This window comes from Streptomyces sp. 35G-GA-8 (assembly GCF_023534745.1).
Lineage (GTDB): Bacteria > Actinomycetota > Actinomycetes > Streptomycetales > Streptomycetaceae > Streptomyces.
The window spans coordinates 113830-126926 of record NZ_JAMHJQ010000006.1 but is presented as its reverse complement, the minus strand read 5'-3'; the positions used below and the strand labels follow the sequence as shown (position 1 = coordinate 126926).

12 protein-coding genes are annotated in these 13097 nt (G+C 70.3%); 5 read left to right on the top strand and 7 right to left on the bottom strand.

Features of this window, described 5'->3' with window-relative positions:
* Complete coding sequence (locus M1203_RS14845; protein ID WP_249950151.1) at positions 1–711, bottom strand: succinate dehydrogenase; 711 nt, start codon at positions 709–711, stop codon at positions 1–3.
* 95 nt (positions 712–806) lie between these two features.
* Here M1203_RS14845 and M1203_RS14840 point away from each other — a divergent pair, with 95 nt between their 5' ends.
* On the top strand, positions 807–1751 hold the full coding sequence (locus tag M1203_RS14840) for a LysR family transcriptional regulator (protein WP_249950150.1): 945 nt from the start codon (positions 807–809) through the stop codon (positions 1749–1751).
* Between the two features lie 49 nt (positions 1752–1800).
* Here M1203_RS14840 and M1203_RS14835 read toward each other — a convergent pair whose 3' ends face one another.
* The 3 genes from M1203_RS14835 to M1203_RS14825 all read right to left on the bottom strand — a co-directional run bounded on the left by M1203_RS14835 (position 1801) and on the right by M1203_RS14825 (position 5956).
* Positions 1801–3966 carry an EAL domain-containing protein gene (locus M1203_RS14835; RefSeq protein WP_249950508.1) on the bottom strand — a complete coding sequence of 722 codons (2166 nt, stop codon included), beginning with the start codon at positions 3964–3966 and terminating at the stop codon, positions 1801–1803.
* Positions 3967–3968: 2 nt separating this feature from the next.
* Positions 3969–4781: an SAM-dependent methyltransferase gene (locus tag M1203_RS14830; protein WP_249950149.1), complete on the bottom strand. Its 813-nt coding sequence runs from the start codon at positions 4779–4781 to the stop codon at positions 3969–3971.
* Positions 4782–4990: 209 nt separating this feature from the next.
* A complete protein-coding gene (locus M1203_RS14825; RefSeq protein WP_249950148.1) occupies positions 4991–5956 on the bottom strand; it encodes an SCO0930 family lipoprotein in 966 nt (321 codons plus the stop codon).
* Positions 5957–6864: 908 nt separating this feature from the next.
* On the opposite strand from M1203_RS14825, the gene M1203_RS14820 reads away from it, so the two are divergent.
* Together M1203_RS14820 and M1203_RS14815 are read left to right on the top strand one after the other, a co-directional pair.
* Positions 6865–7629: a DUF4239 domain-containing protein gene (locus tag M1203_RS14820; protein ID WP_249950147.1), complete on the top strand. Its 765-nt coding sequence runs from the start codon at positions 6865–6867 to the stop codon at positions 7627–7629.
* A 183-nt stretch (positions 7630–7812) separates the two neighbouring features.
* Entirely contained in the window at positions 7813–8352 is a 540-nt protein-coding gene (locus M1203_RS14815) for a hypothetical protein (protein WP_249950146.1), read from the top strand.
* Between the two features lie 160 nt (positions 8353–8512).
* Here the strand turns inward: M1203_RS14815 and M1203_RS14810 are convergent, their stop codons facing one another.
* Positions 8513–8998, bottom strand: coding sequence for a hypothetical protein (locus tag M1203_RS14810; RefSeq protein WP_249950145.1), 486 nt, complete (start codon positions 8996–8998; stop codon positions 8513–8515).
* Between the two features lie 309 nt (positions 8999–9307).
* On the opposite strand from M1203_RS14810, the gene M1203_RS14805 reads away from it, so the two are divergent.
* Positions 9308–9979: a class F sortase gene (locus tag M1203_RS14805; protein WP_249950144.1), complete on the top strand. Its 672-nt coding sequence runs from the start codon at positions 9308–9310 to the stop codon at positions 9977–9979.
* Between the two features lie 30 nt (positions 9980–10009).
* On the opposite strand, the gene M1203_RS14800 is transcribed toward M1203_RS14805, so the two are convergent.
* Positions 10010–10855 (bottom strand): polysaccharide deacetylase family protein, encoded by an 846-nt coding sequence (locus tag M1203_RS14800; protein ID WP_249950143.1) that lies wholly within the window; start codon positions 10853–10855, stop codon positions 10010–10012.
* Positions 10856–11088: 233 nt separating this feature from the next.
* Between M1203_RS14800 and M1203_RS14795 the strand changes: the two genes are divergently transcribed.
* Complete coding sequence (locus M1203_RS14795; RefSeq protein ID WP_030349349.1) at positions 11089–11547, top strand: universal stress protein; 459 nt, start codon at positions 11089–11091, stop codon at positions 11545–11547.
* 302 nt (positions 11548–11849) lie between these two features.
* Here the strand turns inward: M1203_RS14795 and M1203_RS14790 are convergent, their stop codons facing one another.
* Positions 11850–13055, bottom strand: coding sequence for a CapA family protein (locus tag M1203_RS14790; RefSeq protein WP_249950142.1), 1206 nt, complete (start codon positions 13053–13055; stop codon positions 11850–11852).
* Between the last annotated feature and the right edge of the window lie 42 nt (positions 13056–13097).

The following is a 13097-nucleotide window of genomic DNA, read 5'->3' as shown; positions in this document are numbered from 1 at the left end:
TCAGCTCACCACTCCGGTCATGACGGCGACGGGTACGGCGACGAATCCCGCGGTCAGCGCCAGCGCCAGCAGATCGGCCGTGCCCTTGAGGACACGCTCGCGGGTGGCGCTGCCCGCGCCGAGGGTCTGCGCGGCGCTCCAGAAGCCGTGCCGGACATGGAGTCCGAGGGCGAGCACCGCGACGATGTAGATGACGTTCCCGTACCAGGTGGAGAAGGTGTCCACGACGTTCTGATAGGGGTGGCCGGCCTGGAAGCCCCCGGGGTGCACCGTGCCGGTGGTCAGATCGAGGATGTGCCAGACGATGAACAGGGCGAGGATGATCCCGCCCCAGCGCATGGTGCGGGTGGCGTAGCCGGCGCGGGCCCGCTTGTGCACGTACTTGCTCGGGCGGGCGGCGAGGTCGCGGCGGCTGAGCTGGTAGGCGCAGACCGCGTGCAGGACGACGGCCACGACGAGGACGACGCGGAGGATCCAGAGCGCCCACTCGTAGTGCAGAATCGGTTCGCCTATGGTCCGCAGCCAGTGCGCGTAGCCATTGAACTCCGGCGGTCCGAAGAAGATCTTGAGATTGCCGAGCATGTGCGCGACCAGATAGCCGAGCATGATCAGGCCGCTCACGGCCATGATCGTCTTTTTGCCGATCGTCGATCCCCAGAGGGTGCGGGTCATGGACGGCCGTTGGTCCGTCCCCCGCGTTGCCAGCGCCATGGACAGCACGCTAGGCCCCGGGGTGCCAAGAGGTCCAAGACATGGTCCGGCTGATCTCCATAGCCTCCGCCTATCGCGGGACTACCCTGGCCCTTATGCAGTTCCAGCAGCTCCTCTACTTCGTGGCCGTCGCCGAGACCCGGCACTTCACCCGCGCCGCGGAACGCGTCCATGTCTCACAGCCGTCCCTCTCCCAGCAGATCAGGGCGCTGGAGAAGGAGCTGGGGGCCGAGCTGTTCAGCCGCGCCCGCGGCAATGTCGCCCTCACCGACGCGGGCGAGGCGCTGCTGCCGCTCGCCCGGCGCATCCTCGCCGACACCGAGACCGCGCGGGTGGAGGTACAGGAGCTGGTCCAGCTGCGGCGCGGCCGGGTCAGGCTGGGGGCACCGCCGAGCCTGTGCACCGGGCTGCTCCCCGATGTCCTGCGGGCCTTCCACGATCTGCACCCGGGGATCGAGCTGCTGATCGAGGAGAGCGGCTCGCACGATCTCGTACGGGAGCTGGCGCGCGGCGCGCTGGATCTCGCCCTGGTGGTGATGCCCCTGCCGGCCGCGTCGCCCGCGCTGACCACGGTCGAGCTGCTGCACGAGGATCTGGTCGTGGTGTCGTCGGCCGCCGCCCCGGCCCCGCGGCGGCCGGTCAGGATCGCCGACCTGGAGGGCGAACCGCTGGTGATGTTCCGGCACGGCTACGACCTGCGCGAACTGACCGTGGCCGCCTGCCGGGCCGAGGGGTTCGAGCCGTCGTTCACCGTGGAGGGCGGTGAGATGGACGCCGTCCTCGGTTTCGTACGGGCCGGTCTGGGCGTGGCCGTCGTACCGAGCATGGTGGCGGCGCGGACCCGCGATCTGCGGGTCACCGCCCTGGCCAGGCCGGGGCTGCGCCGTACGATCGCCCTCGCCCACCGCAGCGATGTCGCCCCGCCGCGCGCCGCCAGGGAACTGCGGAGAGTGCTGCTCTCCAGCGTGGCCGCGGCCCCGAACAGAACCAGGACCGCGGGCGGGACGGCCGGCCGGAGCGCGCCGGACAGACTCCTTTAGACGGCGTGCGCTTCCGGTCGGCGTGCGCTTCGGATGGACGGCGTGCGCTTCAGACGGCGTCCGCGAGCGCGAGCGTGTGCAGTTGCTCGGGCGGCCCCGGTCTGGCGTAGTACCAGCCCTGGGCGGTGTCGCAGCCGAGCCGGCGCAGATGCTCCGCCTGCGCCCCGGTCTCCACGCCCTCCACCGTCACGGCCAGCTCCAGGCTGTGCGCGAGCGCGACGATCCCCTCGACGATCTTCAGATCGACCGGGTCCGCCGGATGCTGCTGCATGCCCTGGGTGAAGGAACGGTCCAGTTTGAGGACGCTCACCGGCAGTCTGCGCAGATTGGCCAGGTTCGAGTAGCCGGTGCCGAAGTCGTCGAGCGCGATGTCCACGCCCATCTCGGCGAGCTGGCGCAGCGGCTTGAGCAGATCCTCGTCCGCGCCGATCAGCGCGGACTCGGTGACCTCCAGGCACAGTGCGCCCGGCGGGAGACCGATCCGCTCGAGCACCTCCACCGTGTCGGCGACGAGCCCGGGGTGGTGCAGCTGGGTCGGCGAGAGATTCACATTGATCCGCAGCGGTCCGCCGAGCGCGCCCTCGGGCAGCTGGCGCTGCCAGAACATGGCCTGCCGTACGGACTGTTCCAGCACCCAGCGGCCGAGCGGGACGATCAGCCCGGTGTGCTCGGCGAGCGGGATGAACCGGTCGGGTCCCAGCACGCCGTGCTGCGGATGGGACCAGCGCACCAGCGCCTCCGCGCCGTGCACCGTGCCGTCGTCCAGATGCACCAGCGGCTGGTACTCGATGAAGAACTCACCGCGCTCCAGGGCCGCGGGCAGCGCCGTCGTCAGCCCGTGCCGGGTGATGGCGCGGGCGTCGGCCTCCGGGTCGGCCACCTCGTAACGGTTGCCGCCCGCGGCCTTGGCCCGGTACATGGTGATGTCCGCGCTGCGCAGCACCTCCGCGGGGCTCCGCCCGGCCGAGGGCCCCTCGACGATGCCGATACTGCCCCGGACCGTGAACTCCCGTCCGTCGAGCCGGATCGGAGTGGCCAGTACATGGAGGATCCGGGAGGCGAGATCGGCCACGCCCTGCTGGGTGTCGGGCCCGGTGGTCAGCGCCACGAACTCGTCGCCGCCCAGCCTGGCCACCATCTCGCCCGGCGCGGTGACACAGCTCTGGAGCCGGTCCGCGACCTCGACCAGCAGCCGGTCGCCCGACGAGTGGCCCAGGCTGTCATTGATCGCCTTGAAGCCGTCGAGATCGAGATAGCAGAGGCCGAAGCGCGCGCCGCCGCCCGCCGAGAGCGTCTTCTCCAGACGCTCGAAGAACAGCGTCCGGTTGGGCAGTCCGGTCAGCGCGTCGTGCGTGGCCTCGTACCGCAGTCGCAGATTGAGCAGCCGGCGCTCGGTGGTGTCCTCCATCAGCGCCAGCTGGTACTGCGGAGCCCCCTCGGCGTCCCGGAGCAGCGAGAGGGTCAGATTGGTCCAGAGCACCGTGCCGTCATTGCGGTAGAAGGGCTTCTCGACCCGGAAGTGCTCGCGCTCGCCGCGCACCAACTCGTCGTAGAGGCGCCAGACATGGGGCGCGTCCTCGGGGTGGACCCACTCGCTCACATTGCGGCTGCGTACATGGTGTTCGAGTCCGCCGAACATCTGGGTCAGGGTGTCATTGACCTCCAGCACATTGCCTTCGAGATCGGCGATGCCGATGCCGATGGCCGCGCCCTCGAACACCGCGTGGAAGCGTGCCTGCGTGGCGTGCAGCGCGTCCTGGGCGTCATTGCGTGCGGCGAGCGCCGAGCGCGCGATGGCCTCCTGCTCGCTCAGGGTGCGCTCGCGCAGCGCCTGGGCGAAGCCGGCGGCGAGGGAGTGCTGGAGACGGGCGCAGCGGGCGCGGTTGTCCTCGGCGGTCAGCTCCTCCGTACCGCAGTACAGCACCAGATAGGAGTCGATGACGCCGAGCGTACGGCCGAGGGCCTCGGGGTCGGTGCAGTGCGCCGCCACCAGGGCGGCGCCGACGCTCGTGGCGGGCGCGGTGTCGAAGGGGTGCGCGTGCAGCGCCTCCTGCAACTCCCGGGCCAGCGGCAGCAGATGGGTCTCGAATTCGGGGCGCGTCAGAGACGTGGCCGTCGCCGGGAAGACCGCACGGCTCCAGATCGTCGCGAAGCGCCTGAGTCTGTCTTCCAAGCCGTCCGGTTCGCTCTCGGCGGCTGTCGACTGCGGAGGCATCGTCACGCTTTGCGTCCCACTCCGCCGAACCCGGAGAAGGCGTACGGGTCCTCCTGGTCGGCGGGGCTGTCGGGCCGCCAGTGCGGCATCGACACCAGACCGGGCTCGACCATCTCGAAGCCGTCGAAGAACCGGGCCGTCTGCTCGCGTGTCCGCATGACCAGGGGGTTACGGATGTCCTTGTAGACGGCGACCGCGGCGCCCGTCTGCTCCTGCGGGAGCGGCACACCGTCGTAGGAGGCGTGGGTGAGGACGAGCAGACTGCCGGGCGCGAGCGCGTCGCGCAGTTCGGCCACCGCGCCGTACGGGTCGTCCGTGTCCTCCAGGAAATGCAGGACGAAGACGAGCAGCAGCGCCACGGGCCGCTCCAGATCCAACAGCCCTCGCGCCTCGGGGCTCTTGAGGATCTGGCCGGGCTCGCGGAGATCGGCGCTCACGATGGCAGCGTTGTCGTTGCCGTCGAGAACGGCCTGGCTGTGGGCTACGGCAACCGGATCATGATCGACATAGAGCACCCGGGCGTCGGGGTCGCCGGCCTGGGCGACCTCATGGACATTTCCGTAGGTCGGAATACCGGATCCGATGTCGAGGAACTGCGTGATGCCCTCGCCCAACGCGAATTTCACCGCGCGACGCATGAACGCGCGGTTCGTCTTCATGATCGTCGGAAGCCCCGGCATGAACCCCATTGCCTTGCGCGCCGCTTCCCTGTCCACCTCGAAATTGTGCGAACCGCCCAGATAGTAGTCGTAAATGCGGGAAACGCTCGGCATCGATATGTCGATGCCCTGCGGTGCCCAGGCGGGACGCTCCATCGATGTCTCCAACAAGTCGCCACGGGATGCGGCCAAGGTACACGGCCGGTTGTTCGAGCCGAGGCTACTGATCGCCCGCCAAGAGAGCGAGCCCAAACGGAAATTAGCGATCCGTTCTTGGTCACACGCCGCTGGCACGTGCGACCGGTCCGCCGCCGCACCGAACGGTGCGGCGGCGGACCGATGGGCCTCTGACGTCGGAGTGGGGACTACTTGGGCGCTCCCACCAGCTTGGAATCCGGGGAAACCGCGAACCAGGTGCCACCAACGCCCTGACCATTGGTATCTCCCGGCTTTGTGTCGCCCGCGAAGGTGTAGATCGGCCAGCAGTCGATGCTCTGCTGCTTGATTCCGTCGGGCCGGTCGAAGGTCACGAAGCCCTTCTTGATGATCCCTTCGGTGTCATTCTTCTCGACGGGAGCGACCACCGGCCACTTCTCCAGACAGGCCCCGACGCAGGCCGACTTCATCGGCCAGGCGGAGTCCTTCGTGAACCGATAGACCGTCATTCCCTTCGAATCCACCACAATGTCACCGAGTTTGGGGTCCTTGCGTACCGAAAGCCCGGGAAGATCGGCGGGGGTCGCGTCGGAGCCGGCACCGGCCACCGCGGCCTTCTTGCCGTCGGGCGCCGAGGCGAACCACGTACCGCCCACCCCCTGGCCGTTGGCGTCGCCGGGACTGGTGTCCTTGGCGTACCGGTACATCGGCCAGCCGGCGACGGTGAGCTGCTTGGTGCCGTCGGCGCGGGTGATCTCGCCGAGCAGCGCGGGGTCGGTGCCCGCCGCGGCCTTGGCGTCACCCGCGGCCACCACCGGCCAGGCCTTCACGCAGTCGCCCTCGCAGTTCGACTTGGGCGGGCTCGCCGTGTCTTTGTCGAAGCGGTAGAGCGTGAACCCCTCGCCGTCGGTGAGCACCTTGCCGAGCTTCTTGCTGTCCCACACGGCGAGTTGACCGGCCGGCCTGGCCGCCGCGGCGCCCGCCGCGCCCGTATCCGATCCATAGCCGCTGTCCGAGCCGTATCCGCTGTCGGAGCCGTATCCGGCGTCGGCCGGTTTGGCGGCGCCGACTGACTGGCCGTTGGTGTTGGTCCCTTGGTCCTGACCGCACGCCGTCGTCAGGGCCAGTACGGCCACCGCGGTCACCGCGAGCGAGGCGTTCCGCCAGGTGTTCATGTCAACTCCCGTTATCTGTAGGCCAGTTGAGGCGCCTGGTTGCGCTGCTCATGGCCCTAAGTACGCACCGGGGGCGGCCTCGCGTTCAACGCGGAGAAAAAAACTTCCGCAGCGCAAGCCATCGGCGCCACATCCCCCTATTCGGGGGAATTCGAGCAACTTCCCGCGTGCCGGGGCCTGATGGGGAACAAACTCTCGGCCGTGTATGGATCACTCGTCGGACGGCTGCTCGCGGCCGCCGCTCTCATATCCCTGTCGGCACTCCCGCTGCCCGCGCTGGCCGGCGGCTGTGCCCACGCGTCCCTCGGATCGGGTGGTCCCGGCGGCCCGGGAGGAGTCGTCGCCGTCGCGGGCAGCGGCCACTGCCGGCCGACTCCCACACCGACCCCTCCCCCGCCGCCCGAGCCACCGCCGAAGCCATCGAAACCACCCAAACCATCGAAACCACCCAAGCCGACCAAGCCACCCAAACCATCGAAGCCGCCGAAACCCCCGAAACCGCCGCGGCCACCCAAGCCCAGCCCTCCGCCGCCGCCGACACCTCCTGCACCGCCGCCCCCTTCGCCCCGGCCGTCGCCGCCCGCGCCGCCACCGGCTCCCAGCGTCGCACCGGCACCACCCCCGCCGGTCGCCCGGACGCCCCTCAGGCGGCCCCGGCCCACACCGCCGCCCGCGCCGCCGCCCGCACCCGCGCCCAAGCCACCGGCCCCGAGTCCCACGCGGCCTTCGCCCACCCCGTCAGCGGCTCCCACGCCGTCCTCGGTGGCGCTGCCCGTCTATCGGAAGGCGACCCGTGATCGACCGAGGAGCGGCCCTTCTCCCGTAGTGCTGATGCTCCTGATCACGGCCCCGGCCGTGCTCGCCGTAGCCGTCCTGCGTCCCCGCTCCCGCTGACACACGGAGATCTCATGTCGGAATGGCTCGTTCTGAGCATCGCGATGGCCGCCGCCTGCGCGGTCGTCCTGACCATCGTCGTCATCAACAACCGTCGCGTCCGCGAGGACGACGACACCTCGAAGACCCCCGACGTCATGGATTACATGACCATGATGATCGGCGTGATCTACGCGATCGTGCTGGGTCTCGCGATCGCCGGTGTCTGGGAGGGCCGCAGCGCGGCGCAGGAGACCGTGCGCCAGGAGGCCCAGGCGCTGCACGAGATCCAGCAGCGGGTCCAGGTCTACCCCGCGGAGGTGCGCGACCGGATCCGCGCCGACGTCGACGCCTATGTCACCTATGTCGTCCGCACCGAGTGGCCGCACATGTCCGAGCACGAGGCGCTCAGCGCGAAGGGCACCCAGCTCTTCGACCGGATCCGCACGGATGTCAGCCAGTACCCGCCCAGAACCGATCTGGAGGGACAGGCCTACCAGCCGCTGGTCGACCAGGTGGCCGCCGCCGACGACGCCCGGGGCGCGCGAGGACAGAGCGCGGGCGCCACCATGCCGGGGGTCGTCTGGTTCGGTCTCATCATCGGCGCCGTGGTCACGGTGGGGCTGATCTTCGTCCTGCAGATCCGCCGTACCTTCCGGGAACTGCTGCTGGCCGGGCTGTTCAGCGTGCTGATCGCGTTCCTGCTCTTCCTCATCTGGGACTTCGACGCTCCCTACGGCCGCGGGATCAGCGCGACCGCGGCGCCCTTCCTCGATCTGTTCCCGCGGATCGGGTCCTGAGCGAGGACCGGATTCCGAGTGGGGTACGGATGTCCGCCGCCCGGGGGACACCCGTGCCCCATTCGCCCGTCAGCGATCGCGGCTGTGATAACGCGCTCCTAGCGTTTCCGGCATCGAGGTGCATTCCCTGCCTTATGTGGAAACGGTTCCGCAGCTGCTCCTCGGGGACCCGGAGGATTCATCATGCGCGCGATACGTGCCGCGTCCGCCGCTCTGATGGCAGTGTCCGCACTCGTACTGACCGCCCCCACCTCGACGGCCGCCGTCAGCGGCGGAGACGCGCCGTTCCGGTACACCGTCACGCCCTCCACGGTCGCGGCGGGGGGCAGGGTGACCCTCTCCGTCACCAACTGCGGTACGACCGCCACCGCCTCCTCCGGGGTCTTCGACACCGTCAATATCCCCTCCGGCAAGTCGGCCACCGCCACGGTCGACTGGGACGCCAAGGCCGGCGCCACATATCAGGTGACCTTCACCTGTAACGGCCAGTCGGGGACGACCAGTCTCCGGATCGCGGGTGCCACGCGGAACCCGACACCGGCCGCGACCGTCACCCGTACGACGGACGCCACGGTCGTACCCTCGGGCGTGCGAGGAGGTCTCGGCGGCAGCATGGGCGAGATCAACACCACGGAAATCGTCGCCGGTGCGGCGCTGGTGGTCGCTGCGGCCACCGGCACGATCTATGTCGTACGCCGGCGCACGGCAAGCCGTCAGCACTGATCACCGGCGGCCGGTCACCGGCCGCCCGTACACCGGACGCCCCGGGCGTCCTCCTCATAGGAAAAGGCCCCCGCCCCGAGTCCTCGGTCAGGACTCGGGGCGACGGGCGTTCGGGGCCTCGCGGACCCCCGGTGGAGGCTGCCGGGAGAAGGGCACCCGGTCAGATCCCCACCCCGGCCGGCCGGCGGCGGCGTGCGAGGAAGAGCGAACCGCCGACGGCCGCCGTGGCGACGAGCCCGCCGCCGACCGCCATCTCGGTGGAACTGGGACCGATGGAGCCGCCGAGCCCGCCCAGCGCGCCCCGCCCTTCCAGCACCCGGAACTGGTGGGTGGCGACCCGGTCGTTGTCCGAGCATCTGACGGCCAGGTTGTAGTTGCCCGGTGTCGCGTCGTCGAGGATCCGGGCCCTGGCCGTGGAGTGCCCCGACGCGTTCACGGACAGATCGACCCGCCGGAAGGCGTTCGAGGTGACGGTGCCTCCGTGGCCGCAGCCCCGGGCGCTGATCTCGATCGTGCTGCCCTGGTGGACCTCGAACGGATTGATGGTGACATTGGTCGGACCGTTGGTCGCGACGGCCAGCGGCGCGGAGAGCACCACGGCCGCGCAGGCGGTGGCGGTCACCGCCAGAGCGCGTGAAGCACGCATGGTTGAACCTCCAGCGGAAGGCGCCCCAAAGCGGTGCTCCGGGAAATTCGACGAGTACGCCCTCCATGACGAACCCTCACCGGGCTTTCCGGGCAGCGCATTTCGGCGCTGGTCCACCCCGGTGAGCCGACACGCCGCCAGAAGGGAATCCGTCTGATGGATCCGCAGGTCACAGACCGTCAGAGATTTTATGTGCCGGTTACTCGGATGGGTCAGCCCCACCGGCCCCACCACCCGTTCGCCTTTCAGTGATCGCCGCCAGGAGGCGACGCACTTACCGTGCGTGCAGGCGTCCACGAAGGGAGAACTATGGGGCTGAATCACAGCGCCCGCGAGTCGAGGAAGCGCTCGCCCTGGGGCGTTCTGGCTCTCGTCATGCTCACCGGCATCGCGATGATGCGCAACGGGGTGGACGTACCGCTGGGACCACCGCAGCCCGCGGCGGCCGCCGCGCTCGACAGCGTGCCCGATCCGGCGGCGGCCGCCGCCACCGCCCCCGACTCCGCGCCGATCGTCAGGCCGCTGCCGTACGCGCCGATGTCGCGGGTACGGATCCCGATGCTCAAGGTCGACGCGCCGGTCGTGGATGTGGGGCTGGACCCGGACGGCTGGATCGCCGCCCCGCCGCCGCGGGACCCGAATCTGGCGGGCTGGTACCAGAACGGCATCGCGCCCGGCCAGCGGGGCACCGCGGTGGTCGTCGGCCATGTCGACAACAGGTCCGGGCCCGCCGTCTTCTTCGGTCTCGGCTCGCTGGAGAAGGGCGCGCATATCGAGGTGGAGCGTTTCGACGGCAAGACGGGGGTGTTCGAGATCTACGGGGTGGAGGTCTATTCGAAGAGCGAGTTCCCGGCGGCCCGGGTTTACGGCGACTCCGGCCATCCCGAGCTACGGGTGATCACCTGCGGCGGCGGCTACTCGAAGAGGAACGGGTACGACGGCAATGTCGTCGTCTTCGCCCGGCTGGTCAGGACCTACTGACCAGCCGGGGGGGGCGGCCGGGGGCCGGTCTCATCGGTGGGGCACGGCGATGCGGTATCCGTCGTCCAGCAACCGGGGCAGATAGCGGCGCAGCGCCGCCACACTCTGCGAGCGGTCGCCGCCCGCGTCGTGGTTGAGGACGACGACCCCCGGCCCGGCACCGTCCAGCACTCTGCGGACGATGGTGTCGGTGCCGGGCGTCTCCCAGTCGAGTGTGTCGACGGTCCAGGCGAGCGGCTCCATGCCCATCTCGGACCCGATCTCGAAGGCGTACCGGTTCCAGGCGCCGTAGGGCGCGCGGTACCAGAGGGGCGGGGTGCCGAGGATGTCCTCGACCACGTCGCTCGTACGCCCCATCTCCGCGCGGATCTGAGACGGTCTGAGCGCGGTCATCAGAGGATGCGACCAGGTGTGGTTGCAGATGATGTGGCCGTCGTCGTCGGCCTCCCGCAGCAGATCACGGTTGGCGTCGGCCATCTCGCCGCAGACGAAGAACATCGCGCGTACGTCGTATTGGCGCAGTGTGCGCAGGATGCCGGGGGTGTAGTCGGGGTGGGGCCCGTCGTCAAAGGTGAGGACCATCGTGCGGCCCAGTTCGGGCATCTCCAGGATCGGTACCTTGCGGACCGGCAGCGTCGGCCTGCGGTAGCCGGACTGTGCGCCCTCCGTCATCGGCTGGAGCCGGTACGTGGAGGGTTTGGCAGGGGCGCCCGCCCCGCTGACCGGCTGTCCTCCCCCGGACGGGAGCGGCGGGACGGGGCTGCCGGGTGTCTGGGCCTGCCCCGCGGTGAGCAGCCGGGTGGTGAGCGCGGCGCCGAGGCAGGCGGCGATCCGCAGGACCGCACGGCGCCCCGGAATCATCTGATCCTTTTTCATGACCAATGGCTCGCACGGCGGATGCTCCGTGCCGCTCACCAACACCGGTTATCCGGGGGAAAGTACCCGATGGGGTGAGCCATGAAGAGAACGCGGCGCCGGTACTCCGGGGCGGGAAGCAGTCTCTCACGAATGGCCGGAGGCACCGGAGCCGCGGGGTGCCGGACCGTGTGCTCAGCGCGCCGGGGAGACCGCCGCCGGTCCGTTCGCCGGGAGCGGATACCCTGCGTGCCGTGACTCAGCAGCCCACTCAATTCGAACGTGGTACCGACGGCCCGAAGGTGATCGTCGTCGGCGTGGACGGTTCGCAGTCCTCGTTCCGCGCCGCCGCGTACGCCGGCGGACTCGCCCGGCGGCAGAACGCCCTGCTCGCCATCGTCTACGTGCAGCCCGTCATGCCGGCCGGCGCCGCCCTCGGCGCCCCGGTCGCGGAGACGACCGGGGAGATCGCCGAGGGTCTGGTGGAGGAGATCCGGGTGGCCATAGAGCGGGTCAGGGACGTCTGGGACGTCCGCTGGGAGTTCCACACCTTCCACGGGGATCCGTACAGCGGGCTGGTCACCGCGGCCGACGAGCTGAAGGCGGACGCCGTGGTGGTGGGGGCCTCGGAGTCGGCGGGGCACCGGATCATCGGTTCGGTGGCGGTACGGCTGGTCAAGGCGGGCCGCTGGCCGGTGACGGTCGTCCCGTAGGGCGTGTCTTCAAAGTCCCGCCTGCCCGGCGACGCCCGGCACTCACGCTCGCCGCGTTGTCGGGTCACCCCCAGTACGTCCAGTACTGGGGAGACCCTCCGCCTTGCGATCGCACGCACCGCGGTGACATCAGCCGCTCCGCGGCGGGCGCCGGGCCCGCCCTGCGGGCGGACGGCGCTACTTTGAAGACACGACCTAGCCCGAGGTGGGAGATCAGGCCGGGTACGGCGCCCCCGCCGCCTCCGCCCGTACCCCGGCCCGCGTCCGCGCGGCGCGCTCCCGGCGCCCTCGCCGCGTCCCGCTCAGCGGCCCGCGGTGAGGCCGTCCGCCGCCGCGCCGCGGCTCAGGACCGCCTCGCTGATGTCCGACTGGATCTCGCGGTAGTCGTCCCGCTCGGCATCGCGCCGTACGGCCTCCGGCAGATTCACCACGCGTCCGGTGTCGAGGTCCCACATCTGCGGGATGAACTCGGCCTTCTTCACCGGCCAGCGCTCCCCCGGCGCGGCGGGCGGCGCGAAGGTGAACCGGCCGATCGAGCCATGGTTGCCGCGCCCGTCCAGCTCACCGTCGTCGTTGGTCATCGTCCCGGCGATCTGGTCGCCCATCCCATAGATGATCCAGGTGCCGTTGACCTTCTCGTACGGCTGCGGGACATGGGCGTGGGTGCCGAGGATCAGATCGATGTCGGGACGGCCGTTCGTGCGCGACGCGGTGAGCTTCTTGCCCAGGCTCAGCTGCTCCTCGTCGGGTTCCGTCTGCCATTCGGTGCCCCAGTGCAGGCTGATCACGACGACATCGGCGCCCGCCTTGCGCGCGGCGCGGGCATCCGCGACGATCTTCCGCTCGTCGATGAGCCGGACGGCCCAGGGCTGTCCTTCGGGAAGGTCGTAGTCGTTGGTGCCGAAGGTGTAGGCCAGTTGGGCCACCTTGGCGCCGCCCGCCGTCAGCAGGGCGGGACGCGCGGCCTCGGCCGCCGAGCGTGCCGTACCGGTGTGCCGGACGCCCGCCTTGTCGAACGCGTCGAGGGTACGGCGTACCCCGTCGGCTCCGTCGTCCAGGCTGTGGTTCGAGGCGGTGGAGCACGAGTCGTAGCCGGTGGTCCGCAGACCGGCGGGGATCTCGGGCGGCGACACGAAGGCCGGATAGCCGCTGTACGAGCCGTCCTTCTCGCCGAACACGGTCTCCATGTGGCAGATCGCCACATCGGCGCCGGAGACCACCGGTTTCACACTGTCGAGCATCGGCCCGAAGTCATAGCCCTCGCCGTCCGCGTCGGCGTTCGCCCGGTCGATGACGGAGTCGTGCGGCAGCACGTCACCCGAGGCGACGAGCGTGAATCCACGCCCCGGCGCCGCGGCGCCGCCGGCGGCGGAGGGAGCCGCGGAGCCCGCCCGCGGCGGGCCGTGCGGGACCTGGTCGGCGGGCCGTTCGGGAGCGGCGCAGGCCGCCGCCGTTCCGATGAGCAGCGCCGCTGCGGCCACCGCTCCCTGTCGCATGCGCTTCGTCATCGGGATGGCTCCAATTCCGGGGGATACCGTCCCAACGAATCC

Excerpts from the sequence above, each read along its gene's own strand:
- M1203_RS14805 (WP_249950144.1), top strand. The coding sequence starts at position 9,308 with ATGGGGCTGAATCACAGCGCCCGCGAGTCGAGGAAGCGCTCGCCCTGG.
- M1203_RS14825 (WP_249950148.1), bottom strand. The coding sequence starts at position 5,956 with ATGAACACCTGGCGGAACGCCTCGCTCGCGGTGACCGCGGTGGCCGTA.
- M1203_RS14835 (WP_249950508.1), bottom strand. The coding sequence starts at position 3,966 with ATGCCTCCGCAGTCGACAGCCGCCGAGAGCGAACCGGACGGCTTGGAA.
- M1203_RS14830 (WP_249950149.1), bottom strand. The coding sequence starts at position 4,781 with ATGGAGCGTCCCGCCTGGGCACCGCAGGGCATCGACATATCGATGCCG.
- M1203_RS14790 (WP_249950142.1), bottom strand. The coding sequence starts at position 13,055 with ATGACGAAGCGCATGCGACAGGGAGCGGTGGCCGCAGCGGCGCTGCTC.
- M1203_RS14820 (WP_249950147.1), top strand. The coding sequence starts at position 6,865 with ATGTCGGAATGGCTCGTTCTGAGCATCGCGATGGCCGCCGCCTGCGCG.
- M1203_RS14815 (WP_249950146.1), top strand. The coding sequence starts at position 7,813 with ATGCGCGCGATACGTGCCGCGTCCGCCGCTCTGATGGCAGTGTCCGCA.
- M1203_RS14845 (WP_249950151.1), bottom strand. The coding sequence starts at position 711 with ATGGCGCTGGCAACGCGGGGGACGGACCAACGGCCGTCCATGACCCGC.
- M1203_RS14810 (WP_249950145.1), bottom strand. The coding sequence starts at position 8,998 with ATGCGTGCTTCACGCGCTCTGGCGGTGACCGCCACCGCCTGCGCGGCC.
- M1203_RS14800 (WP_249950143.1), bottom strand. The coding sequence starts at position 10,855 with ATGAAAAAGGATCAGATGATTCCGGGGCGCCGTGCGGTCCTGCGGATC.
- M1203_RS14840 (WP_249950150.1), top strand. The coding sequence starts at position 807 with ATGCAGTTCCAGCAGCTCCTCTACTTCGTGGCCGTCGCCGAGACCCGG.